Source organism: Photobacterium sp. (genome assembly GCF_033720175.1).
In the GTDB taxonomy this organism is placed as follows: domain Bacteria; phylum Pseudomonadota; class Gammaproteobacteria; order Enterobacterales; family Vibrionaceae; genus Photobacterium.
In genome coordinates this window covers 136998-162736 of sequence record NZ_JAWWDA010000005.1, presented here as the reverse complement: position 1 = coordinate 162736, position 25739 = coordinate 136998, and the positions used below count along the sequence as shown (strand labels likewise).

The window sequence follows — 25739 nt, the reverse complement described above, 5'->3', positions numbered from 1 at the left end:
GAACGGATATTAACTCGCCATGGTTTCAGGTCTCAGGTATTGCTGCCAGACTGACTGATACAAGTTAATAGATATATTACGTAACGAATTTATCTGAGAGACTTCCAGCTCGTTCAATTCCCTGTTCTGAGAAGACGCTGTGCGTTCAATCGTTTGGAGCTGTTCATAAATTTTATGTTCAACGCCATTTTTTATATCTGAAATAGCTTGCAAGTGAAGCTGGATTTCAGCGACGTGTTGAGTCTGAGGAAGGCGTACCAGCATTTTTAAGTCGCGATAACCGGATGTAGCTGGCTGCTTGAAACGGTTTCTTACTTCAACAATAGTCACTTTTTTACTGAGTAATTCAAACGCCTGAACTAGGCTGCCTATATCACTGGCGATCAGTGAGCCTCGTGCTAAATCAGTAAGGCGATTTACCTCACCATCCAATTCTGTCGATATTTTGTATTTGGCCCTGGTGAGTGATTTTATACCCGGGAGTTGGCTCTGTGTATCGGTAGAGAGTGAGATTTGCTGTATTAACTGTTCAAGCTCAGTCTGTGCCTGATGTGCTTGTTGGTATAGCGAATCAAAGTCATCGTGGGGCTGAGTGATCTGACTTTGTCTCCAGCTCGGAATGGAATAAAGGCCACTGAGAGAACGTTGAAAAGATTTCTTTGAACTTTGGCTAGAAGAGATAATTTCGTAATCAGAGTCGGTGTCAGCGGGTAAGCTGGCAGCGGCAGCAGGATTACGACTTAATACACACAAAAGAACGAAACAGGTGCGAAGTGCTGATTTTACAATCATTTAAGCTCCATTTTAACCATTCTTAGCGATACATACTAAAGAGGCTGTATCGAATCGGACAAGCGATATGTCCTTTGAATTAAGATATCTGTCCTTCAGGGGTATTTTCAATGGGTGAACACATAAAACCGGGTACTAGATTATTGAGGTTGTGATTAGGCTCTCAATCTAACATTCTCTGGCTCTCTTTGAGTGAGCATTGTGTAACAAATGGTAATCTCAATTGCCTGGGGTATAATCATTGACGTTGAGTTAATTGAAGTGTGAGTAAGATTTTGCAACAAGATCTATTGATTGTATTAATGGTGATCTGGCTGGGGATTTCTGCTGGTAGTGTAATGCTTTTTCAGCGTGGCTCAGATGTTCAACGTAAACGTAAGTTATGGCCGGGCTATACGATATTCAGCAATACGGTCATTGCAGGATTTATCATCTATATGCAACCACCGCTAGTTATGATGATTGGCCTGGTTACGTTGCTGCTGCCTTTGACTTGGTTGACGATACGTTCGACTAAATTTTGTGATTCATGTGGAAAAGCAAGCCGTTCACCATTCTTCATGAAGCCACCAACAGAATGTAGCCATTGTAAAAAAACGTTGTAAAAACGATAGAAAGGGGTTGTCGGCCCCTATTGGCTTTATTATACGGTTAACGCCGCTTTTTTTCTAAAAGAGCATCTCCCGCAAAGCGAATACCCAGCCATCCGTATTTCATGAAGTTACGGATGTTCAGATGATCATCGTTACTAGGGTTTTGCAGTACATCTATTCGATAAAATTTGCCAAAGCAAGCGAGGGTTTCTGCTTCAGATAGTTTATGGCGTTTAGCAAAAGCAAAAATACGGCATGATCCTTCATTCGTTCCTGCAGGGTTAGCGAGTGTCTCATTGCCTAACCCATTGCTAAAGGCGGTTGGCCGGTAGTCATAATGATCGTTAATGGTGTTGATCACCGTATCAAAGCCAACTGATTCTGGTGTGTTCTTTAGAGTACTGAATAGCGCATCCATGGCATTACGCCCCCCGTTTCTATTGTCTATTTTAACGATTAAAAGAAAATAATAGTGCATTGTGAGTAAATAAGCATAACGTTGCACTAAAGAAATAAAAAAGGGCCAGATTGAGCCCTTTTATTGCCATAAAATGTTGGTCACGAGTATAGCCTGGTATTCAATCCCCAAGGGATTATCTGTGTAGACTCTTCTCTGCTAACTAATTGGCTAACCGGTATTATTTCCCTTTTTTCGCTTGCTGCTTCAGTTCATAGTCAAGTTCATCAGGGTATACCACTAAGCCGTCTTCATCCTGGTTTGGAAAGATCACGATGGCAAGACCATCGTCTTCAAGACCATGGGTCCAGCGACTATGCCATTTATTGAGGGAAACCGCTTCAGCTTTACACGAGTCCCATTCACCTGTTGCCCATGCATCTGCAAACTCTTTATTGGGCCAAACTGGCACACAATCTTCGTCATCAGTGTTCAGCATGACGCAGCCGTGCTCATCAATCAGGATCCATATTTGGCGGTTGGTGACGACTTCTTTAACCAAGTACTTGAAACGTTTTTCGGCATCATAGCGTTGAATAGTTTCAATCATCGCTGGCTCTAAAGGGGTGGACATGATTTGTGTTCCTGCTACAGCTTTTACTTAAGAGCCATAGGATAGAACAAAATGAGGCTTGAGTCTTTTACTGTGTGACATAAAGTAAAGCCCCAAAGCTGTAGAAGCAAGGGGCTTTTTGTTGTCATTGGTGGTCGTTTCTATCATGGTTTATTTTGACGTATGTCTAACCGTTGATTCGGCTCTGAAAGCATTAGGGCTTAAGTGTATATGGCACCCTGACTGTCAACTGGAAATCCGGTGCATCAGCCGTAAGACCCGCAGACGCGCCGACATTAATTGTAGTATTTCTGTTAAGCGCATAGTTCGCACCAAAAGAAAGGGAATCTAGCTGCAATAACTTGGCGTCTGATGATGTTGCTCCGTTTACTTTTGATTTAAGGATTGTCTTATGGTTGAGACCAATACTGAATGAAAATTTCGGATTAACGGCAAACCCCATACCGGCACTAAACGAGATGGTATCACCAAGATCTATGGTATCGACACGAATGTTTTCTGGACCATCTTCCGTTTCTATATCGAGGTCAACGCTGACATCATCCTTGATATTCCAGATATAGCCCAGGTTCATGTAAATTACAGCCGGATCGATAGGCATGATCATAGTGATCCCAGGTTCAATACTGGGAAATCCGGATCCGGTTGGCAGATCTTTGAAATCGCCAACATTGTTTACCGGTACATCGTATGGTGAATCGCCCGTGGTACTTTTGAAGCGTAAGCTACCCACCCAGTAGGGTGACGAATCCATATTAAATTGGTATTTGAAAGCAGCTTCGATATCACCCAAGCCACTACCATCAACATCAATTAACTGATTTTCACTGCTGCCTGAGTTGATCCGTCGCTTTGATGTTGAATCTGTTCGGTATACCCAAGGTATACGTGCTTCAACTTCAAAACGGTTGGTAATACCATAACGGCCAGTAAGACCAAAGGTCATTGTGGTTCGATCAATGTCACTGGCTTCAATTAAACCCACAATAAGCGAAGGCAGAACCGTATAGCCAACAACTGAAACACTATTAGAGGAGTTCTGGGTGTAAGACAAGGAGGTATCAAGAACAAATGATCCTCTCGGTGTTAGTACGCCAGGTTGCTCGAAGATATCAGCAACAGTTTGTACTCGCTTCGTTTTTTCAGTTTCTTGGGTCGCTGGTGACTCTGCTGCCACCGCAATACCTGAACAGATAGTAAGAAGCGCAATCAGACTTTTATTTTTTAAAATACTCACGATTCCCTCACTTTTTGCATTTTTCAAAGATGCGTCCCGTAATCGGTCCAGACAGTATGCAACAGGTACTTGACCAATAAAAAAAGAGTAGCCGAAGAATAGTCAGGTTGTTAACTATTCGTCTCAAATAATTGTCTTATTACTGAGAGTTTAATGAAACTGTCTCATTATTAATAATGGTTTCATCATGGGGAAAAATATTATATTTAATCAAAGGTTAATCAATATAAAAAAATAGAATTAAAAGTTATTTTTTAGATGTAAATAAAAATTGATTTATTAAAAATAATACAATTTAAATTTTGACTAAAACTATCATTAAATTACCTCGTGGACAACTGCGAGTTATTATAAAAATAGCAGTACAACATAGTTGGAGTTAAATCATGCGTAAATCAAATATTGCACTATTCGTAGCAGTTGTTGTTAGTTCGCCAATCGCATTAGCTAGCGATGGGCATTGGGGAGGGGGCTGGGGTGGTGGCTCTGAAACTGAAACTAACAAAAATGTGGACAATACCAGTATTGTTATCGATGACGTTGCTAATCATAAGCTAGACTACTCGGCGACTGATAGCTTTAATGACAGCCTTGAAGTTACCGACAGCTACAAAAGTGATGATGACACACTCATCATGACTGATATGAATAATAGCGACATTGAGAAAGAGATAGAGGATAGTTATAATTCTTTTAGTGCTACAGACAACAGTGAGCATACTTATAGCGAGACCTCTACATCTACAATGGAGCACAATGAATTTGTTGCAGAATCTGAGCTTGAGGGTGAAGTGACTCACAGCCAAGTGACCTATGGTGGCGGTAGTGATGGAAAATATGGTGGCCATAGCTATGGTAAAAATCACGGCCATGGGCAAGCTTCGGTAAGTGAATTGAAAGTTACTCAGTCAAACGATATGTCAAACGCCTTTGCGAGTGCCTCTGGTATCAATATTGCAGGTCAGAATGCCGGTAATAATGCTTTGGTTCAGCAAAGTGTAAGTACTAATGCAATTCTTTCTGGGCAGTAACATAAAAGCTGAGAGTTGCGGCTAGCAACTCTCAGGAGGATGTTATGAAATATTTAACACTGATAGTTGCTGTTATCTTATCATGCGGTGCAGTAGCAGATGAGTTGGATATACTAACAAGTTCTGAAGTGCTGAATGATGATTTAATGAACCATTCTCGAGCTGGGCAATACGAGCTGAATCTTGACATTATGGAAGCGAATTCAGACATGGACGGTGAGGTTTCAAATAACCGCGCATACAATAATACTACTGGTGATAACATACTCACTGAAGGATCGTTTAATGGTTCCTCTGGGGTATTTAACGTAGTGCAAAACACAGGTAATAATGTGTTAATACAAAATGCAACGGTTGTTAACCTGACATTGAAGTAGCCTGTTAGTTTATCTAATGCTGGCATATGAAAAATATGTCAGCAAAAACTCTGAGTAAGTCGCTCTCATTAATTAGAGTTGATAGTTTTTCAGGGGCTAACACATTTACTTCGTAGTTCAATGCTTATTCATGTAATAGGTATGCAGTTTGATTTTATAATCTGACAGCTAGCTATTGAACATGGTAAGTAAAAATAGTTTACAAATCATAGTTATAAAAATGTAAGCGATTATAAAAATATACACAATATTTGGAGTGTTATCATGCGTAAAACAAATACTGCACTTTTAGTAGCCGCTATAATGGTTTCTCCTTTAGCTTTAGCCAATGGTGGGGGCGGGATGTATCCTTCTGGCGGTGATACAGAAAGTAATACCAATGTAGGCAATCTTGATTATTCAGCTACTGATATGTTTAATACGGATAAATATGTTGATAAGGAGGGTAGTTATAATCAAGAAACCGTTATCGATGACAGTTTTAAAAGTTCCGACGATTCCATGTTGATGAACGATATTGGGAATGAATATGTTGATGTAGAGATAGAAGGTAGTTATAACTCTGACCTTCTCGAGGACAACAGCGTTTGGAATAAGTCGAAAACCTACAGTATGGATGTAGAGATTGAAAAATATCTTGCTGAATCAGAGCTTGAAGGTGAAGTGACAGACAGTGAAGTGACTTATGGTGGCGCATGTTGCGATAGTAAGTATGGCAGTAGCGATAGTGTGCATGTTTATCAGACCAACACAATGAGTGGGGCCTTCGGCGGGGCATCTGGTATTAATGTTGCTGGTCAGAACGTGGGTAATAACTCACTTGTTCAGCAGACTGCAAGTACGAATGCAGCGTTAGTTGGCCAATAGAAATGATAAGAAGGGCTGTTATGGCCCTTTGTCTTAATTTATTCAGACTTGTAATGTGCGAGTTATCAGTCTGAATAAGTTGAGTGAAACGCGTTGAAATTTATTTTTTGGACTGTGACGCATCAAATTCAGGTTGTATAGACTTGTCGCTAGTGTCATCACACTGCAAGGCCAATTGACTGTGAGTCTATGATTATGAAAAATTCAGTATTAATTATTGCAGGCCTGTGTGCCAGTTTTTCAGTATCCGCACTGGACTATTTCCCGAATCGAGGCGGGTATAATGTTGATGTGAAAAGCTACCAGGAAAAGTTATTTGGTGATGTACAAAGGCAGCAATATGATTTTAGTTGTGGTTCGGCCGCAGTCGCATCGTTAATAACGTATCACTATGGTATTGAGACATCGGAAAACACTGTTTTTGAATATATGTTTTCCAATGGCGATAAGCAGAAGATTGAAAAAAAAGGTTTTTCGCTGTTAGACATGAAAAAATATTTAGACTCAGTCGGTTTAGAAGCAAATGGTTATAAGATCCCGCTGAATAAATTTAAGAAGTTAGGCATTCCTGGCATAACAATTGTCAATTTTGATGGCTACATGCACTTTGTTGTTATTAAAGGTATAAATAGTAAGCAGATTATATTAGGCGATCCATCAAGAGGTACAGTTGTGATGGATATTGAAAAATTTGAACCAAATTATAAAGGCCTGGTTCTGCTGGTAAAAAATAAAATAAAAATAGGAAAAGACAGTTTTATCACAGCAGAAAATTATAGCATTTATACTCCATCGCCTGTAACAGAGGCGATTACCAGAGATTCGCTTGCTACGTTCAGTATAACGCTACCCGGTGCAAACGATTATTAGAGGCTTGTATGAATAAATTATCTAAATTATTTATCGCTTCGACGCTAGGAGGGGCGGCCTTCATGGCCAATGCCACTATCAATTTTCAGAGTCTGGATAATCTTGACTTTGGTTTGGTTACAATGAGCGAGGCTGAGATGTCATCGGTACGCGGTGGGTTTGAGTCAATCGGCGATACAATAATAAATATTGGTTTATCAATATCAACGGCATTGAATGGTGAAAAGATATTTAGTTCCCATATTGCTGATCTTACTATATTTAATGGTGTATTAATGCCTAGGGACAGCTCTGTAGGAGGTGATACTGATTGCATTGTCTGTGTTGTGCAATATGGTGACAATAACCTTTTAGAAAGGCCAAGCTTGGTGGAGGGTAGTATAGCCAATATTGTTCAGAATACGGTCGATGGAGTAACGATTCAAGTCGATACAGTATTAGACATTGAGGCTGATGTTGATGGGTTCGTTCTTCAGCAAATTCAGACAAACCGAATGGAGAGTGCGATACTAAACACAGGGTACTAGAGACAGCTTTATATTAACTTTTCGTTCTTAGTGAAGGTATAGTGTGCTTACTATACCTTTTTTGTTGTGTTTTTTTGCTATTTAGTTGTCATGTTAATAATATTCCTTAAACTTTATGGAACTTTTATTTTTGATTAAGTTGTTGATTGAAAAAGGTAGTTACTGTCCTGTTTGCTATCGATTAATATTAAAACAGATGATTCAAGGTGATTCTCACATTTGATACCCTGCAAGGGTGTCTTTTATTGCCTATATTTTTTAATACATAAAGAAGAAATAATACGAACATTGAAAAGAAGGTGACTTCGATGGTGGCCCAATGTCAAACCAAATCAATTACAGGTCGACTTGTTGCAATTGGTTGTAATTACGAACCTTGGATTGCGCTTCTTGAACAATCAGGTTGGAAAACTCACTGCTGTTATGATCTTCGAACGGCTGACTCAATCCTAGAAGACTACAGTCCCTGTATTTGCATTGTTGATTTAAGCAATAATGATTTTAGCTTGAATAGCATTTCTTTAAGGGCAAATAAGACTAAGCAAGTAAAATGGATTGCTATTATAAAAAAAGAGCAGTTGCAAACGGATGCAATTTGCCAGTTTATTAATAATTTCTGTGTTGATTATTTCACGGTTCCAATTCCAAGTAGCCAGCTATTAGACACGGTTGGCCATCAACTTGGGATGCTTGAAATTGAATCTAGCTCATGGGTTGAGATCACTTCTCAACATGATATGGGATTATTTGGTGAGTCAAAATCGATTAAGCAATTGCGTGACATGGTGCGCCGTGTGGCAGCAACAGAAGTGAATGTCTTCCTAACGGGTGAGAATGGTACAGGTAAGGAGTTGATTGCTAAGTCTGTTCATAATCTATCTAAGCGTAAAAATGTACCATTTATTTCGGTTAACTGTGGCTCTTTAGCATATGATGATAAGAAAATGGCATTCTTAAGATCGTCATCTCAGTCTCAAGACGATGAAAAATCAACATTTAATGGCACTATCTTACTCGATAATGTTGAAGAGTTGTCGAGAGAGTTACAAAATGAGCTGCTGGCCTATTTACAGTCATCTTCAGGGGACTCATTGAATGATGATTCCTGTTGTGATGTTCGGATTGTTGCTTCTTCTAGTGCTGATCTTGAAAGTGCAGTTGCAAATGGTGAATTCAGTAAAGAGCTTTATTATCGGTTGAATGTGTTTCATATTAAAGTACCGACATTAAGAGAGCGCGGTTCTGATATATTCTTGTTAGCCGAAAAGTTTCTAACTAAGTTTGCAAATGAATACAGCACGATGGCATCCAGTTTTTCCGATGATTCTAAGCAGTTATTATTACGGTACAGTTGGCCGGGCAACGTACGTGAATTGATCAACCAGGTTAAGCGTGCAGCTCTGTTAGCTGAAGGGAATGAAGTCAGGGCGGAACATTTTGACTTGCCAAGTAAGTCAAACCTTAAACAAAGTTTACGTAATATCAAAGATGAAGCTGAAAAAGATGTATTAATGGCAGTACTCGAAACCCATCGTGGTCAGGTTGCATCAGCAGCAAAAGATTTGGGCGTGTCGAGAGCAACCATGTATCGCCTGTTGAATAAACATAATATCGTGCCGGATGTGAGGCACTATAATAACAGTTATATGCAAGAATAATGATAACAAATGATTTTAATGCTCATTTTTCCTGATAGGTTTTCGTTCTCCGCTCACAAAAAAGCCCGTTAATCGGGCTTTTTTGTGAGCGGAGAATGAGCAATATCGATTAGGGTATGCTTAAGAAAATAACTTCATTTTTACATACTGTGTGGTCTAGATAGAGGAAAATGCGCAACAATCGGGCAGTGATCAGACAGCTGGTATTGCTTAACATCTTCTTGTTCAAACGGCAGCTGATAGACACTTTCCTGATCATTGATTTTATCAGCAATATCTTGCGACACGAGCATGTGGTCGATCAGCATACGATAAAGACGAAATTGTGTTCGGCCGTTGGCGTTGCTGACTCTTGCCCAGCAACTGGCTGTAGTCTTGGCGGTGAGATTGACCAATGGCTGTTGTAGCTGGCTGTTCAGGTCGGTCAGCAACCATTCGTTCGGATGATTGAGTTGATGGTTGAAATCGCCCAAAATCATATAGCTTTGATGCATTTCTTGTCTTTTATTGATCCAATCAGCCAAAACATTCGTTTGACGTTTTAATTGTTTACAACTTTGACCTGATTTTTGTTGTTTCTTGCTGAAGCAACCGGATTTGAGGTGAACGGACAAAAGATGTAGCTGAGTTTCATTATCAAGCTGGACGATGAGGTAGCTGCCGTAGCGTAACTTACCGGTCTGGTTATTGGCGATACGGTTTAATTGATGAAGATCGTCGGGATCGGATACTTCAAGATGGGAGCGAACGGCAAAGCCAGTGTATTGATTACTGACAAGGTAAGATTCACCGGCTTTGTTACTACGATCTGAAAAGTAAAAGTGATAGTCAGCTTCGGGCACTATCTTTTTTAATACAGCAAGACTATCAACTTCTTGAAAGGCGAAAATGTCAGGCGATAAAGCTGTAAAGATCGATCTCATTTTCCGGTAATCAAGATCACTACGTCTACTGGCCGGAAATTTATCTGATAAGCTCAGCCATTGCATGTTCCAGCTAACCAGGCTCAAATGAGAAGGTACAATGTCGGCCGCTATAGTAGGGGCTATGCTGAGCATCAGCAAGAGACTGATGAAGTGAGAACGCACGGATGTAAGCCATTGTTAAGGGGGATGCTTACTATACTATCGACGTTGACGGAGAAGTTGTACGCGAGAAATGTCAGATATGCGGTGTGTATCGCCTCAGTGTGCGGTTGACTGGTCGCGTTGCCATTACTCGCTGTTACTTGTATCTAAAACCTCCTGAAGATTGTGTTTGATTTCCTTAAAATCAAAGTTGCTGAGAATGGAAAATGCAAGGGCTTTTTTTTCAAAAAGATAAAGTGATCGACAATAAATTTGTTGACAAAAAAGGTTTGCAAAAGAGGTTACATACAAAAATCTGGCACCGCTCATAATCATCGCTCGTTCCCTGTACTGTCCTTTATAAAAAATGATTTAGATCAATGTTTGTTTTCCGGAATTCTCGCCTAATACACCACATCTTGTATTACCCAGATCACTAAGCCCTATATTTTGTGTTTTAGTGACAGTGTCATGTTCGTAGGAGCCCCGTGTGAAGCCTGTTGTGATTAAGCGTGATGGATGCCGTTTGCCGTTTAATACTATGCGTATTAAAGAGGCTGTACTTAGTGCTGCCGAGTCAGTTGAAGCTATGGATGAGGCATATGCAGCGTCGGTAGCTGACGGTGTGCTTTCTCAATTTATGTCTGTTGAGGAAGTGGATATTCATGCTATTCAGGACGCGGTTGAAAATCACCTGATGGTGGGCCCGCATAAAAATGTTGCTCGTGCTTATATCGAGTATCGCCACGATCGTGATATCCAGCGTGAAAAGAAAAGTACGCTAAGTGCCGAAATCTCCGGTTTAGTTGAACAGAGCAATGCTGATCTGCTCAATGAAAACGCAAACAAAGATTCTAAAGTGATTCCTACTCAGCGTGACCTGCTGGCCGGTATTATTTCTAAGCACTATGCGAAGAACCATATGCTACCTCGTGATATTGTTCATGCCCACGAGGCAGGACAAATTCACTACCATGATTTGGACTATTCGCCATTTTTCCCAATGTTCAACTGTATGATTGTTGATTTGGAAAATATGCTGACCAAAGGTTTTCGCATGGGTAATGCGGAAATTGACACTCCAAAATCCATTCAGACTGCAACTGCTGTCACGGCTCAGATTGTTGCACAGGTAGCAAGTCATACTTATGGGGGAACAACACTGAATCGTCTTGATGAAGTGCTTGCTCCTTATGTGACTGCGAGTTACAACAAGCACTTGAAAACGGGTCAACAGTGGGATGTTCCGTGTGCAGAAGATTATGCGAAGAAACTTACTGAGAAAGAAGTTTATGACGCTTTTCAATCGCTTGAATACGAGATTAACACACTGTTCTCAAGTAACGGCCAGACCCCATTCTTATCAATTGGCATTGGCCTTGGTACTTCATGGGAATCTAAGCTGATTCAAAAGGCAATTTTTGAAAACCGTATTGCTGGTTTGGGTAAGAATAAAAAGACCGCTGTTTTCCCTAAATTGTTATTTGCCATTAAAGACGGCATCAACCATAAACCAAGCGATCCTAATTACGATATCAAGCAGCTTGCTCTGGAATGTGCATCTAAACGTATGTATCCAGATATTCTTAACTACGACAAAGTCGTTGAAGTTACTGGTTCATTCAAAGCGCCAATGGGTTGTCGTAGCTTCCTTGGGCAATACATTGACGAGAATGGTCAAGAGATCCATGAAGGACGTAACAACCTTGGTGTAGTCAGCTTGAACTTGCCTCGTATTGCTATCGAAGCGGATGGTGATGAAGCGACATTCTTTAAGCTTCTTGATGCGCGAGTTCAGTTAGTTCGAAAAGCACTAGATACACGTATTGATCGCCTTCGTGGTGTGAAAGCGCGTGTCGCGCCCATTCTATATACCGAAGGTGCACTGGGGATCCGTCTTAACCCCGATGATGACGTCTTAGATATTTTCAAAAATGGCCGCGCTTCGATTTCTATGGGTTACATTGGAATCCATGAAACGATCAATGCCCTTTATGCAGACAAAGGCGAGCATATTTACGATAGTGAAGAGCTTCGTGAAAAAGGCATCGCAATCGTTAAGCGTTTAAAAGATGCCGTCGATTCGTGGAAACGAGAGACTGGCTGGGGTTACAGTTTATATAGCACACCATCTGAAAACTTATGTACTCGTTTCTGTTCATTAGATACAAAAGAGTACGGTGTGATCGAGAACGTAACCGACAAAGGTTATTACACCAACAGCTTCCACCTTGACGTTGAAAAAGCAGTTAACCCATACGACAAGATTGATTTTGAAATGCCATATCCAGCCTTAGCGAGTGGGGGTTTTATTTGTTATGGCGAGTATCCAAATATTCAGCACAACATTGAAGCACTAGAGAACGTCTGGGATTACTCGTATTCACGTGTTCCATACTACGGCACAAATACGCCAATTGATGAGTGCTATGAATGCGGCTTCTCCGGTGAGTTTGATTGTACCAGTAAAGGATTTACCTGCCCGAAGTGTGGTAATCATGATCCTAAGAAGGTCTCTGTAACGCGTCGTGTTTGTGGCTACCTCGGCTCTCCTGATGCCCGACCATTTAACGCGGGTAAGCAGGAAGAAGTTAAGCGTCGCGTAAAGCATATGTAAGCTAACTGGAACATAGCCGGTTGATCGCAAAACAGTGAATGGGAGTGCCTTAATGGCACTTCTTCTTTTGGTGAGTATAGAATGAATTACCATAACTATTATCCAGTTGATGTCATTAATGGACCAGGCACGCGCTGTACGTTGTTTGTCTCAGGTTGTGAGCATCAATGTAAGGGTTGCTATAATCAAAGCACCTGGCGCTTAGACGCAGGGCATCTGTTTACGCAGGCCATGGAAGATCAAATTATTCAAGACTTGAATGATCCCCGTATCAAACGCCGCGGGTTGTCTTTGTCTGGCGGCGATCCCCTGCATCCTGCGAATCTTGCTGCAGTATTACAACTGGTTAAACGGGTAAAAGCTGAATGTTGTGGTAAAGACATCTGGTTATGGTCAGGATATGTACTCCATGAGCTGACCGAGCAACAGCAAGAGGTTGTCAATCTCGTTGATGTGTTGGTCGATGGTAAGTTTGAACAAGAAACGCAGGATCCCTCACTCGTCTGGCGTGGCAGTGAAAACCAAGTCATTCATTATTTTGACAATGTCTAATGGTTCAGATTTGTTGATTCTCTAAAGTTGGAAAACTATTTGATCTTGATGAATATCAAACAAATTGTTGGTTTTATGTCGTTGAGCCGATGGGAAAAGTGAAGTTATCCACTGTTTCTGTGTATAACCATGGGAAAAGCAAGTGCATGAATGTCGGTATATCTCTAGATACAGAGCTTGAGCAGAACCGGAAAACAGGCTGGAGTGCAACGATGGTAAGGGCTCGCCTCTTCATTTTAAGTCTTACGCTAAATGAGACCATTTGTTCTTTCATCCCAAGCGTATCTAGGGTACATTCCCTCCCATTCCTGATCCGTAGGGGACCCCTGATGGCACGTACAATTATCTATACCTATAAAAATCAAGAGAAAGAACTAACCTTCTCATACGAACAATACCGTAACATTCATGAAGCAGTTGCTGTTGAAGAAGGGATTGATTTAAAAGAATTTCTTAAAATGGAACAGCAAATAGAAGCTGTTACAAAGAGTAGCAAAGCCGCAAGAGACTTTCGTGATAGTCACTTTAGAAAGTTAGGGTTCGGCAGAATTACGCTGGCTCAAAAAGAAAATCGTGGTGTAGGTAAAAAGTAATACACACGAAGTTACTTCAGTGATTGATCCCAATTAGGGTGCTGAACTCAGTACCCTCTGTTATTTATACCCAAGTGATATGATTCAGAGTGATGCCAGCTGGGTATATACTCAACGTATCTGCGTGCGTCGCTTAAAACCAAGATAAATATAATACCCTCCGATTGCAGCTATGAGGTGTTTTATGCTGTGTCCGCTAATTCCTCCCAAGAAAGCATAAATCTCGTCGTCATTCGATTCAGCCCACTTTGCTATCACATAAGCAATCAAAGCATACAGGTAGTATTGACGGAGTGAGAAACGAGGTGAAAACAAGTATAAAATTAGCGGGAAGTGGATAATAGGGATCACTTGCACCAGCACATAGGCGGCTATATTACCCCGTCCGGTTATCTGGGTGCCGTGATACCAATAGATGACTGATAGCAGCCCATAGACGACCATTGGAAAGAACAGCCATCGACCAGCATCCCGTGACACATATTCACTGAGCATAATGCAATAAAGCGTAATAAAGGTGAGTGTGATAGGAATGCGGTCCAGCATTAAGGTGAAATGATTCGGAGTAAGGTGATAATAACTGGAACCGAAAAAGGCCATTATCATGCTGATAAAGAAAAAAGGGTAAAGATGGGTGACGGCAGGTTCGTGAGCGAAAGAATGACGATCAGTAAAAAGCGACAGTCCTTTAAAACCGACCCACAAGAACGGCAGGTTGGAGATAACGTTCCAAAAATTTTGAATGCCTAACAGCGTGCGGTTATCGGCGTAATCGTAAAAATGACGACTTTGCCTGATAGGGGAATAAATCAAAGCCAGCAGGATCAGTACAATGGCGATACCAATAAGCAACAGCACTTTTTTGTGATATGGAGATAATGTTTTCATTTATCGCCTGATTTGCTATGACGATTGTCTGTAAAGATAATATGGCAGCTCAGTAGCTAAAGGTCGTGTGAGGGGTGATACTGTCTGTCGTGTTATATCCTATATGCTGGCATCGACACGGCATTCTTTTTTCATGATTTCCATCCCCTCATTAAAACAAGCATGCCATGCCTGTTTCACTTCATCGTCGTACAGGGGGTCGCAAATTTGTACCGCAGACAGCAAGCAGTCGAACCAGATATCAAAATCCATCGGATTGACTCCTAACCCTTCGGGGCCATGGCGTTTACCAAACTTTCTGACAGACTCACGAGCCTCACCGGATGTATTGGCCAGCATAATGATAATTAACGAGGCTTTAAGCATTTTTATTTGTCTGCCCATATCTACATTGGCAAACATGAGCTGAAATTTGTCATTTCGGCTACAGAAAATGTCATAGAAAATCGTAAGAAATCTTGGGTTTCGGAGACATCTGGCATAGCTGTCATTATAGCGTTCATGAAATTCCATACTGCCCCTTTTATATTTTTTTATCGAATATATTTATTGCATGTCTATGTAATATAGCGTTTGTCTGCCACCTTAAACTGACCAATAGAAGTATGCCACTACAGACTTACTCTTTAATACTATGAATAGAATGATTCTATTGGCAACTAATAATATGCAAATTGCACATCGGTGAGCTGATCTCCCTGCTCATTGGACTTTTGGTAAGGGGAAGTCGTCAAAGTTGATGCCATACTTACACATCATGCACTTGGATTGCCAGAGAAAGCGCTGAATCATCCATTTTTAAGTAGTTTGGATATAGTTATTGCCGTTTAATGACGAATTAATCACGCCATTGTCTGATTCAATGATAAAATAGTGCTATTAAGTGGCTTCGACTGTGAACCTGATGCCACAGCATGCCGTACCGGCGTTAGAAAAGAGAGAATAGAATGACTAAGCTAACTGCAGATATTCAAGCGAACAGTGAACTATTTGTTACTGAAACACAAGATACTCACGTGGTGTGGGGGCTGTGTAACGAAGAAGGTGACTGGTTATCTGTTGAATCTTCAGAGTTTGAAGAATCAGAGGTCATGCCTTTTTGGTCAAGCGAGGCAAACGCGAAGGTTCATTGTGTTGAGGAGTGGGCTGAGTTTGTCCCGACGAAACTGCCTTTAGATGTATTTGTTCAAGACTGGATGATTACATTGTCTGAAGATGGCGTGCTTGTGGGATTGAACTGGAATGCAAATCTTGAAGGTTCTGAAATGGAACCTTCAGAAGTTGCAAAGCTGTATCTATAATACGCCTTAAATGAAGAGCCACCTCATCATTGATGTGGCTCTACTTCTCTAACCACTATATTTAGTCTATTTCCCCCGCCATTGCTTCTACAAATACCCGAGATAACCTTTCCTTAACACAGCATAATCTAAGTGTTACCTACGATAGAATTTCAACTATATTTAGAGTGAGTGGTTAATAAGGGGATGATGTTATGGTTTTGTCTGAATGTCGTCAGTTAATGGCAGAACACACCTTAGTTGAAGCACGGATAGTCCATGACTTCCTGAGTGCAGGCTGGAGCATTAACTTTAAAGATCGTGAAGGAAATGAATATCCGGTAACTGATATCACAGGTGTACCCTGTAGCTATGATACATTAAAACAAGCAGAAGGCGTTATTCATCAAGTGGGGGATTGCCCCATTTCAGTGGATAGCTTATTCCGTTTCGCAGAGCGTTAAAATGAATAAGAAATAGGGAAGTTATTGTGAAGTGGATTATGCTTCTCGCATGTTAAGTAGAAAAGAGCATCTAGTGGATGCTCTTTTAATAGTGTAGCTATCGAGATGATGTGCCTTGCAGCTTAAGCTGAAAATATTGAATCATCCTGAATTTGTTTCAAACTGTTTTTTTGATTTTTCTTTTCCCAGTTCTATACATTCGACTTCAGCATCCAGCTCAGCAATTTTATCAGACATCAGCTTGTGACAGTAATCTGCGAGTTGTCGTGCGTCTTGTATCTCGTATTTGCTTACATCAATAGGGGCGAGCATCTCGGCGATAACCACACCATTATCTCGTCGGTTTAGATCTATTTTATTATGCGTTGTGCTGACACACATCGGTATGATCGGCACGCCTGCTTCAATCGCCATACGAAATGCTCCACTTTTAAAAGGCTGTAATCCACGGCCTTTGCTGCGGGTACCTTCGGGGTATACCCAAACAGATAAATTGCGTTTATGGATGGCTTCAGCGACCTGCTGAATGGTATTTCGTGCTTTGGATTTATTTTCACGATCGATCAGAATGTTCCCGGTGATCCAATATAATGTTCCAAAAAACGGAACCCAGAGCAAACTTTTCTTACCGAGAGTGACTGTTCGTGGCTGCAGCATGCCGGGATCAGTGACAAAATCAAAGACACTCTGGTGATTTGAAATATAAACACTCTTGTCGGTACTGGCGGCTTTTTCAGTACCGCGCTGAATAAGCTTTACGCCCGCGATTTTTTGTAGCTGGTTAAACCAGCGGCAGAAAAAATAAACGTGTTTAGGATCGCGAGGGCTGAATAAGCAGTAAATCAAAGCGAAAAAGGTTGTAAAAACAACAAATATCGCCGCAATAACTAAGCGGATAAAAGAAAGCACACGGACTCCTTTGTCAAAAACTATAATCTCGTCGTATCGAGATACTCAAAACGGGTCTCGAAAAATTGATAACCTAAACCGGTTTCCTGCTAGGGGTGTTTTTACTAAACACAACAATCAGTTCTATAGGATTACCGCTGGTAAGCAAATGATCTGTCCGCATTATGAAACTATTTGCTTTTTTTAGCTATATTATGATGCTAATTGGTTGCTTTTCAGTCGTCTTTGGCCGTCATGCGCACACTTTGTATCCAGTTTAAGTCAGGAGAACTGGATTAATGGCCACCAGCGAGATAACCAGTATCGCCATAAGGCGATAAATAGCAGTAATTGATGTGGAGCATTCATTTTTCTCGTGATATCACTCGCACAAGCCAGTATAGAGTACGAATTGTCTGGATATTCTCGCTTATATAATTCATATATGTCTAATATATCGGCACTGCTGATGTGCAGGATTAATTAAAGTGTAATGATTATCTTCTGTTGTGTGAAGTTTGAGGCTAGCGCGAGCATAGCCTCTTTTTTTTGTTCTGAGAATAGACATTCTATCTGTTTTCGCCTAAATACTTAGTCATGTTATAGCGTTCAAATGCAATATTGTTTCTTAGTGAGAGCTCTGTTTCGATTGCTATAAAACCCATTTTTTCAAACATTCCTTTTGATATTTTACTTGCGGTCACACTGATAAAAGTTTGTTTGTCGGCGATGGCGATGGTTTCCAGATGCTGATAAAGCTGTTGACCGACCCCCTGACGTGAGAACTCAGGCAAGACATAAAGTAGTGTAAGATGGTTCGTGGGATGAAGCTGAGCGAAGCCAATCGGGTTTCCCCTATGGTCTGCGGCTAGATAGGTGTACCCTTGCAGCAGGATGGTCTGAAATTCATCAAAATGCTGCAAAGGGAAGCTGGCCCACATATCGATCTGGGCCTGGGTGTAATGTCCTTTACCGGAAATTGCAGCCGCTCGGCTATAAATTTGAGCAAGCCTCGGTGTATCTTCTATTGCAAATGGACGAAGCGTAAAATCTGGCATAACGTTTACTTTTCGAATGAGTTGTTGGCGTTAGTCATGCCGGTCTATGAGGCATGATGATGACTTTTATAGCACTTGAGCTGCAGGAGCGTCAGTAGGACTATTCAATAACCGATAGGTTGTACCATAATGATGACTTTATTAAAACGACCTTGAAATGCAGAATTCAGTGAAGAATAACGCTCATAATGTCTTACTCGGCTTGCTGTTGTCGAGCATCGTCGGATGTTCTTCGACCGTTGTGATCGCGCCGTCTGAGCCTGCTTATCATCCGGTTGGCAATGATCTTTCTCCGGGTAAAAAAGATCGTCCAACCCTCACGACAGATGCTTATGATCCCTCGGGTGTATTTGATTATGTTTATGACAATTGGAAAGGCACACCCTATCGGTTAGGGGGGGCAAGTAAACGAGGTATTGATTGCTCTGCTTTTGTACAGGTGGGTTATTTCACTGTGTATGACAAAATGTTACCGCGAACAACGAGTGAATTGGCGAAGTTGGGGCAGTCAGTTTTGGTGTCTAATGCTAAAGAAGGTGATTTGATCTTTTTCAAAACCGGTTATCGCTTACGGCATGTCGGCATTTATTTAGGTAATTCAGAGTTTTTGCATGCATCCACATCGCAAGGTGTCATTATCTCTCGCTTGGATAATCCGTACTGGCGTCGAGCATTCTGGCAGGTACGGAGAATAAACTGACAAGTCCACAAATCTACAAGCGGTAATAGTCAGTTTTTTTACCGGCTAATCTCCCCCTGTTTACCCCATTTAATTCGCAAAAAAGCGCCTCTGGCACCATACTTTTTCTGTAGACGGAATACCAATCTCACGGCTTCTCCCAATTTTGTTCATTAGGGTGATCAATGGGGCTGGTATACATTACTCAGGAGGTAATTATGGCCATCGCAATTACGGTAGGGCAATTTTTGAATAGTCATAATATTGATTTTAGCCTTACTCCTCATCGTCATACCGATACATCATTCAGTTCAGCGATTTCGGCTCATGTGCCTACGGCACAAGTTGCCAAGTCTGTGGTGTTAAAAGATCAACAAGGTGACTATTTGATGGCAGTGGTTCCGTCAAATCGTCGAGTGATGATTGATAAGATTAATCGTATGACGGGAAAACAGTATTTTCTTGTCGCTGAACATGAGCTTGCTCATGTTTTTCAGGATTGTGAACCTGGCGCAGTACCTTCAATAGGCCAAGCCTATAAAGTGGGTATGTTGATTGACGACTTGTTACTGGAACAAGAGGATATCTATATTGAGGCAGGTGATCATGAAAACCTGATCCACTTAGATGGCAAGCAGTTTCATAAAATTATGCAAGATGTTAAACATCAAAATATCAGTGGCTATCGTATGTTGTTTTCTCAGCAACATGACGGCAGACATTGGGAATGGGAGTAGTGTGTTTGAACGTATCCGGTAAGCCTGCAGGTTTGTCGGATGCGTCAGCTTGTTAAGTTAAATAGCAATACCCGGCAAGAGGTGTGAACTTTTTGCAATGCGATGATTATCTCTTCCCCTGCAAATCAGCATCTGACCTTAGCGTCTAAATTCTCGTTGAAACGCGCATCTTGAGATTACTTGGGTATATAATGGTGTCAGCGAAACTTGACACACATTGAATGTAAGAAAGAGATTTATCATGCAAGATGATTTAAACCTGATTAATCAAGATGAAGTAAATAAAGAACCTGAACTGCCAATCCCTTCGATCGAAGAGCAAAAGCGTATTGTTGCTGAGTTAAAGCGTCTTGAAGATGCTGGCGAACTAACTCCTGAAATTCTTGAAGAATTCATGACGGGCAAACGCAGTTAGACCCAAACCGTTAAGTTTATACTAAGCTTTTCGTCTAAACGGCCTCTTTGCGAGGCCGATTTTAATTAAGCTGAGTAATATTAGGTTGGCTTGGCCCTTATGAGGCGAGCAAGATCAAGCCTTATCGAGTAATAAGGCATGTAACTCAGTTAATGATGCTACCTGGTAGTGAGGCTCTATCCCTTCTGGGACATCGTGGCCATGAACATTTAGCCAGCAGGTATCGATTCCGGCATTCAGGCCGCCAAGGATGTCTGAGTGAGGGTTATCACCAATCATCAACACTTGATCTTTATCCGGGTAACCCATTTGTTCAAATGCATATTCGAAAATACCTGGGTTCGGTTTTGCAACTCCGACTTGTTCCGAAATGATCAGGGAAGAGAAGTGATCTTGCAATCCGGTTCGCGCTAAACGAATGTGTTGGAGTTCGGTAAAGCCATTGGTAATAATCCCTAGGTTGGCTTTTTTTGTCAGGGAGGTGATCAGTTTTTCTGCACCGGGCAGGAGAGTGCAAATGTCAGCCATCGCCGTTAAGAATGCACTATTAAGGGTTTGAGTGGTGACACTCAGTTTTTCAGCCCAGGGCTCAAAACGTATGGTTTGCAGTTGTTGGGCGGTGATTTTCCCATCTTGATAATCAACCCATAATGGCTTATTGACTGTTTGATAGTGGCTAAAATCGTGTTCAGTAAAATTGATGTCAAAGCGTGAGAACATCAGTTGTAACCCTTTAAATGCATCGAAATGAAACAGGGTTTCGTCTGCATCAAACAGTATCCATTGGTATTTCATTATTCTGTTTCTCCAATCACTTTCACGTAGTACTTTGACCGCCGGGGGATCTTATGAAAGGACATTCTAATCTAATTTTCTTTAAATATATCAATATATTTTGGCATCAAATGATCAGCTGTCGTATCTGCATCTGGCCAACCTGCCGCGAAAGGGCTGGCAGGGATGATGATGTCGCCGAGGTTAAATTTGTTGCATTTATGTTTATATAGCTATACTCACATGTATTGAGGAAAAGACAATAAGGACGTTGGTAACCTAGCTTAACTCTCCCTTTATCGCAGGCAAGGAGTGAATGATATGGTTGATGAAATACATTTTTATGAACCCGAAGATGATCATGGTTTCTTATCCAACTTTGCACTAAGTCCCATCTGTTTAAGTGATGTAGTTTGGCCAAGTAGTGAGCATTATTATCAGGCCCAAAAGTTTATCGAACCTGGCATTCAGCAACAGATCTTAGCTGCAAAAACACCTGCAGCCGCGTTTAAATTAAGTCGAATTTATGCCGATCAGGTTAAAAAAGACTGGTTGGACGTGCGCCATGCGGTTATGCAATATATTGTGTTCGAAAAATTTCGCCAGAATCCATTTTTTACTCATTTACTTGTGGCTACCGGTGATCGTGTTCTCAAGGAACATTCGCACCAAGACGCTTACTGGGGAGATGGAGGCGACGGGAACGGGCGTAATGAGCTAGGCAAGATTTTGATGGATATCCGCAGTTACTTTTCAGTGAAAGAACCGTTTAATCTGGTGCATTGTATTGATAGTGCGAAGCTTCCTACCAAGTGGGGAATGTTTCACATGTATGGTTTTATTGAACCTTCCACAGGGAAAGAGCACTTAGCATTAGTTTATGGTGATCTTGTTCCGGAATCGGCGGTATTGATCCGTCTCCATTCTGAATGTCTGACCGGGGATGCACTGTTTAGTGCCCGTTGTGATTGCGGTTTTCAGCTAGCGCGAGCGATGGAAAATATTGTCAATGAAGGTAGCGGTGTCTTGTTTTACTTAAGGCAGGAAGGCCGAGGTATAGGCCTGATCAATAAAATTCGGGCGTATCACTTGCAGGACAACGGGGCCGATACGGTTGAAGCAAATGAACAATTGGGGTTTGCTGACGATATGCGGGATTATTCTTTCTGCCGCGGTATGTTGAGTTTTCTTAACATTACATCGGTTAGACTAATGACCAATAATCCTCGCAAGGTAGATGCATTAACGAAAGTTGGTATCCATATTTCAGAGCGTGTCTCTTTGCAAGAAGGAAACAACCCTCATAATGAATTTTACCTGAAAACTAAAGCGGATAAACTTGGTCATATGTTTACACCTGAATTTATAAAATAGCAAGTTATGGACAAGCCACTTCCAGATAGTTGTGGTTTTTTGACTGATTTTTTCTAGAGATATTTTTTGATGATAGAATCAATTTCTCCTGATTTTTTGATTTTTTTTAAGCGTTCATTAATGAATCTTTTTATTTCTTTATCCATATCAGGATCAAATGCCAAATATATGGGGTAGTCTGGAATGACTGAACTGAATGATTGCATGTGGAAACTGGCGGAATCCAATTGTTGTTTATTGATGTTATATTTAACGCGTGATTCCATTTCAACAAAGGCTGTTTCTCCGGGAAGCTTGTTTATCACACGAAATGCTGCAGTATAATCCTTAACCCTGAGCTCTTCTATGCTGCCGTTTTGGAAATAGGGTAAAAGTGGCGGGTAATCAAAACCATGAAGCAGTACAATTATTTTATCATTTAGATCTTCTATTGTTTTGAACTTAAATTTTTTTTTGCTACTGCTCACAAGGGTATGTTTAACATTATATATTGGTATATCAGATAGGTTTTCGGCTTGTACTCCCCCCCATTCAGGGCTGCCATAGGTAACCCAATTGGTTTTTTCACCGGACTCTAATAGGGAGATCATCCGATTAAAAGGGTATGTGTGATAATCGATTTTATATTGGCTGTTAGCAAAAATGGCTTTAACAATGTCGGTGACCATTCCTCTGTGATTCTCATTGCCTTCCTCGATTTGAAGTGGTGTTGCTTGCTTGGTAATCACATAGTAATTAATGGTTTCAGAATCAGCGTAAAAACTAGTGCAACTTAACGTTAACGCTGCAGAAAGTAGATGTTTTTTTCTCATTATGTATCCTTATCTAACTATTCCAGAGTAATAGTGATTATTATGTTAGTTGAAGACCAATAAGATGCGAGTTAGGGATGAATAAAACGTATCATAAAGCGAAAGCAAATAGAAATGTTGGTTTGGCTAAACAGCTATTATTTACAATTCTATTAATGAGCTCTACGTTTACTCTGATTATTACCGGGTTAAATGTCTATCTTGATTATAAAGAAGACTTGGCCAGTATTGATGAAAGACTGCTGCAGATCGAGAAAAGTAATTTATCGAGTTTAACATCAAGTCTTTGGGTTGAAGACCGTGAACAGTTACAGATACAGGCTGAGGGCATTATGCGCTTGCCTGATATTCACTTTTTGTCGATAACCGATGACGATGGCATTATCCTCCAATTAGGGAGTGAACTGAAAAAATATAAGCATGAAAAATCATGGCAGATGATTCATTCTCTGGCCAAACGCGATTATAAATTGGCCACGTTACGTGTTCAGTCAGATATTTATGGCATCTATCAGGGGGTGTTTGATAAGTTTATCATTCTGCTGCTCTCTCAAACGATTAAAACCTTCTGTGTTGCCATATTTATTCTCTATATCGTCTATAGACTTATCGTCCGTCATATTATCGCAATGTCACAAGCCGTTAGTGCGTTTGATGATGATCGAGTACCGGGAAAATTACATCTTGATGAAAGACTATTTGATGATGAAATCACAGTTTTAAGTAAAACCTATAACCATACGGTTGAGCGTATTCGTATAAATTATCAAGAGTTGCAAAAAGCGAAAAAAGAGGCTGAAGAAGCTAGTCGGATGAAAAGTGAGTTTCTGGCGAATATGAGCCATGAAATTCGGACACCAATGAATGGCATTATTGGTTTGTCTTCTTTACTGCAAGATATGGAGATGCCGGAAGACCAGAAAGAGTATATAACAATGCTTCATACATCATCTCTTACTTTACTGGGCTTAATTAACGACATTCTTGATTTCTCTAAAATTGAGGCGGGTCGTATGGAACTTGAACATACAGCACTGAATTTGTTTGAGTTGAATAAAGAAGTTGAGGCGCTTTTTTTGGTTAAAGCTGCTGAAAAAAAACTCCATTTTGAGTGTCATATTGACCGTCAGATCTCTCCCTTATTGTTGGGTGATGCCACTCGGCTGCGTCAGGTATTGAGTAATTTAGTAGCTAATGCGATCAAGTTTACCGAAGACGGCTATGTGCATCTTGGTATTCGATTGGAAACCGAAACTGACAATGTGGCGACGGTGCGATTTGATGTAACCGATAGTGGCCCTGGCGTTGCCCCGGAGAAACATGAAGTGATTTTTGAACAATTTCAACAGGCAGATGGCACGACGACGCGAAAATATGGCGGTACGGGTTTAGGTCTTACGATTTGTCGAAGAATTGTCCGCCTAATGGGGGGGGAACTGGAAATAGCCAGCGAGATCGGTAAGGGAAGTCGTTTCTTTTTCAGTTTGACGTTTGATAAAAATCTTCTGGCATCCGCATCGCTAGAAGGCAGTCAATCTTTATCTGAAGTTTCGGTGCTTTTGGTCGATGACAGTATGCTGAATATGCGCATCACTTCATCCCAGTTGAATAATTTAGGTGCAAAATCGGTATGTTGTGAAGATGCTACGAAAGCCGCGAGTTATGTGCAAGAGGCTATTATTCGCCAAGACCCCTTTGATTTAGTTTTACTCGACAAGGTGATGCCGAAATTAGATGGCTTCACATTGGCGAGGCAGCTTAAATTACAGTTTGGCCAGCAATGCCCGAGATTGATGATGATCTCCGCCGGGCCACAGCCTGGTGATGAAGCAAGGGCTAAAGAGTGCGGAATTCTTATTTATTTGTCGCGACCATATAAAGAGATCAATTTAAAATGGGCTCTTAAGCGGCTTGTCATGACCGATGTGGCCGAATCAGAAACTGTTGCCAGTAATAGTCTAATGGAGAGTGAATTTACCACACCTGATACCCCGTCTATGACCCCATTGATGCCAATCCCTGAAGCGTTTATTCAATCCGTACAAACAGCGAATAGTCGTTTATATGAAAGTTTGGATTTTGTCAGATCAGATAATCAAGTCGTCGAGACAGAAAAGAGAGGTAAGGCGAAGCCGGCCTCAAGAGGGCGGGTTTTAGTGGCTGAAGATACCAGTGTGAATCAGAAAGTTGCCAAAATGATGCTGGAGAAGCAGGGGGTTGAAGTGTTCATTGCAGCGAACGGACAAATAGCCGTAGAGATGCATCAACAGCAGGCCTTCGATTTGATATTCATGGACTGTCAAATGCCGGTTCTTGACGGATTTGAGGCAACCTTAGTCATTAGAGAGTCAGAACCCCAAGGTTTTCATGTGCCTATTGTCGCGTTGACGGCAAATGTGGTGAAAGAAGAAAGAGATAAATGTTTAAATGTCGGAATGGATGATTTCGTATCAAAGCCGGTTAGTCAGAAAACCCTGTCACAGATTCTGGATAAGTATCTGATATCATCTCAAGGCTCTGATCGAACCTCGTTATAGTTTGTCATTATCGGTAAGTGT

General features: G+C 41.1%; 28 protein-coding genes. 17 read left to right on the top strand and 11 right to left on the bottom strand.

Annotation, left to right across the window (positions count from 1 at the left end; translation table 11 throughout):
• Positions 1-9 precede the first annotated feature (9 nt).
• The gene (locus R3289_RS07685; RefSeq protein ID WP_318924939.1) at positions 10-792 is read right to left on the bottom strand and encodes a phosphoribosylglycinamide formyltransferase; all 783 of its coding nucleotides are present in this window, start codon (positions 790-792) and stop codon (positions 10-12) included.
• A gap of 263 nt (positions 793-1055) precedes the next feature.
• Here R3289_RS07685 and R3289_RS07680 point away from each other — a divergent pair, with 263 nt between their 5' ends.
• Positions 1056-1397: a hypothetical protein gene (locus tag R3289_RS07680; RefSeq protein ID WP_318924938.1), complete on the top strand. Its 342-nt coding sequence runs from the start codon at positions 1056-1058 to the stop codon at positions 1395-1397.
• A 46-nt stretch (positions 1398-1443) separates the two neighbouring features.
• Here the strand turns inward: R3289_RS07680 and R3289_RS07675 are convergent, their stop codons facing one another.
• The 3 genes from R3289_RS07675 to R3289_RS07665 all read right to left on the bottom strand — a co-directional run bounded on the left by R3289_RS07675 (position 1444) and on the right by R3289_RS07665 (position 3653).
• Complete coding sequence (locus R3289_RS07675; RefSeq protein WP_318924937.1) at positions 1444-1803, bottom strand: HopJ type III effector protein; 360 nt, start codon at positions 1801-1803, stop codon at positions 1444-1446.
• 220 nt (positions 1804-2023) lie between these two features.
• The gene (locus tag R3289_RS07670; protein WP_318924936.1) at positions 2024-2416 is read right to left on the bottom strand and encodes a DUF2750 domain-containing protein; all 393 of its coding nucleotides are present in this window, start codon (positions 2414-2416) and stop codon (positions 2024-2026) included.
• Positions 2417-2609: 193 nt separating this feature from the next.
• Complete coding sequence (locus tag R3289_RS07665) at positions 2610-3653, bottom strand: transporter (protein ID WP_318924935.1); 1044 nt, start codon at positions 3651-3653, stop codon at positions 2610-2612.
• A gap of 386 nt (positions 3654-4039) precedes the next feature.
• Between R3289_RS07665 and R3289_RS07660 the strand changes: the two genes are divergently transcribed.
• The 6 genes from R3289_RS07660 (at position 4040) to R3289_RS07635 (ending at position 8983) form a co-directional block, all read left to right on the top strand.
• Entirely contained in the window at positions 4040-4684 is a 645-nt protein-coding gene (locus tag R3289_RS07660; protein ID WP_318924934.1) for a hypothetical protein, read from the top strand.
• A 44-nt stretch (positions 4685-4728) separates the two neighbouring features.
• Positions 4729-5061 (top strand): carbon storage regulator, encoded by a 333-nt coding sequence (locus R3289_RS07655; protein WP_318924933.1) that lies wholly within the window; start codon positions 4729-4731, stop codon positions 5059-5061.
• A 264-nt stretch (positions 5062-5325) separates the two neighbouring features.
• Positions 5326-5928, top strand: a complete 603-nt coding sequence (locus R3289_RS07650) for a hypothetical protein (RefSeq protein ID WP_318924932.1) — start codon at positions 5326-5328, stop codon at positions 5926-5928.
• A 195-nt stretch (positions 5929-6123) separates the two neighbouring features.
• Positions 6124-6798 (top strand): C39 family peptidase, encoded by a 675-nt coding sequence (locus R3289_RS07645; protein WP_318924931.1) that lies wholly within the window; start codon positions 6124-6126, stop codon positions 6796-6798.
• A gap of 8 nt (positions 6799-6806) precedes the next feature.
• Positions 6807-7325, top strand: a complete 519-nt coding sequence (locus R3289_RS07640; RefSeq protein WP_318924930.1) for a hypothetical protein — start codon at positions 6807-6809, stop codon at positions 7323-7325.
• Positions 7326-7633: 308 nt separating this feature from the next.
• Positions 7634-8983, top strand: a complete 1350-nt coding sequence (locus R3289_RS07635) for a sigma-54 dependent transcriptional regulator (RefSeq protein ID WP_318924929.1) — start codon at positions 7634-7636, stop codon at positions 8981-8983.
• Between the two features lie 140 nt (positions 8984-9123).
• On the opposite strand, the gene R3289_RS07630 is transcribed toward R3289_RS07635, so the two are convergent.
• Complete coding sequence (locus R3289_RS07630; protein ID WP_318924928.1) at positions 9124-9972, bottom strand: endonuclease/exonuclease/phosphatase family protein; 849 nt, start codon at positions 9970-9972, stop codon at positions 9124-9126.
• Between the two features lie 568 nt (positions 9973-10540).
• On the opposite strand from R3289_RS07630, the gene nrdD reads away from it, so the two are divergent.
• From nrdD to R3289_RS07615, 3 genes are all read left to right on the top strand, one after another.
• Positions 10541-12667, top strand: a complete 2127-nt coding sequence (gene nrdD, locus R3289_RS07625) for an anaerobic ribonucleoside-triphosphate reductase (RefSeq protein WP_318924927.1) — start codon at positions 10541-10543, stop codon at positions 12665-12667.
• A gap of 81 nt (positions 12668-12748) precedes the next feature.
• A complete protein-coding gene (nrdG, locus tag R3289_RS07620) occupies positions 12749-13219 on the top strand; it encodes an anaerobic ribonucleoside-triphosphate reductase-activating protein (protein WP_318924926.1) in 471 nt (156 codons plus the stop codon).
• Positions 13220-13548: 329 nt separating this feature from the next.
• Positions 13549-13812 (top strand): DUF2960 family protein, encoded by a 264-nt coding sequence (locus tag R3289_RS07615; protein WP_318924925.1) that lies wholly within the window; start codon positions 13549-13551, stop codon positions 13810-13812.
• A 111-nt stretch (positions 13813-13923) separates the two neighbouring features.
• On the opposite strand, the gene R3289_RS07610 is transcribed toward R3289_RS07615, so the two are convergent.
• Positions 13924-14700 (bottom strand): hypothetical protein, encoded by a 777-nt coding sequence (locus tag R3289_RS07610; protein ID WP_318924924.1) that lies wholly within the window; start codon positions 14698-14700, stop codon positions 13924-13926.
• A 99-nt stretch (positions 14701-14799) separates the two neighbouring features.
• Positions 14800-15213, bottom strand: coding sequence for a globin (locus R3289_RS07605; protein ID WP_318924923.1), 414 nt, complete (start codon positions 15211-15213; stop codon positions 14800-14802).
• A 434-nt stretch (positions 15214-15647) separates the two neighbouring features.
• On the opposite strand from R3289_RS07605, the gene R3289_RS07600 reads away from it, so the two are divergent.
• A complete protein-coding gene (locus tag R3289_RS07600) occupies positions 15648-16001 on the top strand; it encodes a DUF2750 domain-containing protein (RefSeq protein ID WP_318924922.1) in 354 nt (117 codons plus the stop codon).
• A 194-nt stretch (positions 16002-16195) separates the two neighbouring features.
• The gene (locus R3289_RS07595) at positions 16196-16444 is read left to right on the top strand and encodes a hypothetical protein (protein WP_318924921.1); all 249 of its coding nucleotides are present in this window, start codon (positions 16196-16198) and stop codon (positions 16442-16444) included.
• 141 nt (positions 16445-16585) lie between these two features.
• Here the strand turns inward: R3289_RS07595 and R3289_RS07590 are convergent, their stop codons facing one another.
• Together R3289_RS07590 and R3289_RS07585 are read right to left on the bottom strand one after the other, a co-directional pair.
• Complete coding sequence (locus tag R3289_RS07590) at positions 16586-17353, bottom strand: 1-acylglycerol-3-phosphate O-acyltransferase (RefSeq protein WP_318924920.1); 768 nt, start codon at positions 17351-17353, stop codon at positions 16586-16588.
• A gap of 548 nt (positions 17354-17901) precedes the next feature.
• Complete coding sequence (locus R3289_RS07585; protein ID WP_318924919.1) at positions 17902-18390, bottom strand: GNAT family N-acetyltransferase; 489 nt, start codon at positions 18388-18390, stop codon at positions 17902-17904.
• Positions 18391-18559: 169 nt separating this feature from the next.
• On the opposite strand from R3289_RS07585, the gene R3289_RS07580 reads away from it, so the two are divergent.
• From R3289_RS07580 to R3289_RS07570, 3 genes are all read left to right on the top strand, one after another.
• Positions 18560-19090 carry an NlpC/P60 family protein gene (locus R3289_RS07580; RefSeq protein WP_318924918.1) on the top strand — a complete coding sequence of 177 codons (531 nt, stop codon included), beginning with the start codon at positions 18560-18562 and terminating at the stop codon, positions 19088-19090.
• Between the two features lie 197 nt (positions 19091-19287).
• On the top strand, positions 19288-19806 hold the full coding sequence (locus R3289_RS07575) for a YbaK/EbsC family protein (protein ID WP_318924917.1): 519 nt from the start codon (positions 19288-19290) through the stop codon (positions 19804-19806).
• A gap of 241 nt (positions 19807-20047) precedes the next feature.
• Entirely contained in the window at positions 20048-20221 is a 174-nt protein-coding gene (locus tag R3289_RS07570; protein WP_318924916.1) for an ATPase, read from the top strand.
• Positions 20222-20335: 114 nt separating this feature from the next.
• Here R3289_RS07570 and yjjG read toward each other — a convergent pair whose 3' ends face one another.
• Positions 20336-21016, bottom strand: coding sequence for a pyrimidine 5'-nucleotidase (yjjG, locus tag R3289_RS07565; protein WP_318924915.1), 681 nt, complete (start codon positions 21014-21016; stop codon positions 20336-20338).
• A 300-nt stretch (positions 21017-21316) separates the two neighbouring features.
• Here yjjG and ribA point away from each other — a divergent pair, with 300 nt between their 5' ends.
• The gene (gene ribA / locus R3289_RS07560; RefSeq protein WP_318924914.1) at positions 21317-22369 is read left to right on the top strand and encodes a GTP cyclohydrolase II; all 1053 of its coding nucleotides are present in this window, start codon (positions 21317-21319) and stop codon (positions 22367-22369) included.
• A gap of 53 nt (positions 22370-22422) precedes the next feature.
• Here ribA and R3289_RS07555 read toward each other — a convergent pair whose 3' ends face one another.
• Complete coding sequence (locus R3289_RS07555; RefSeq protein ID WP_318924913.1) at positions 22423-23181, bottom strand: substrate-binding periplasmic protein; 759 nt, start codon at positions 23179-23181, stop codon at positions 22423-22425.
• Positions 23182-23258: 77 nt separating this feature from the next.
• Between R3289_RS07555 and R3289_RS07550 the strand changes: the two genes are divergently transcribed.
• Complete coding sequence (locus R3289_RS07550) at positions 23259-25718, top strand: response regulator (RefSeq protein ID WP_318924912.1); 2460 nt, start codon at positions 23259-23261, stop codon at positions 25716-25718.
• Positions 25719-25739 lie beyond the last annotated feature (21 nt).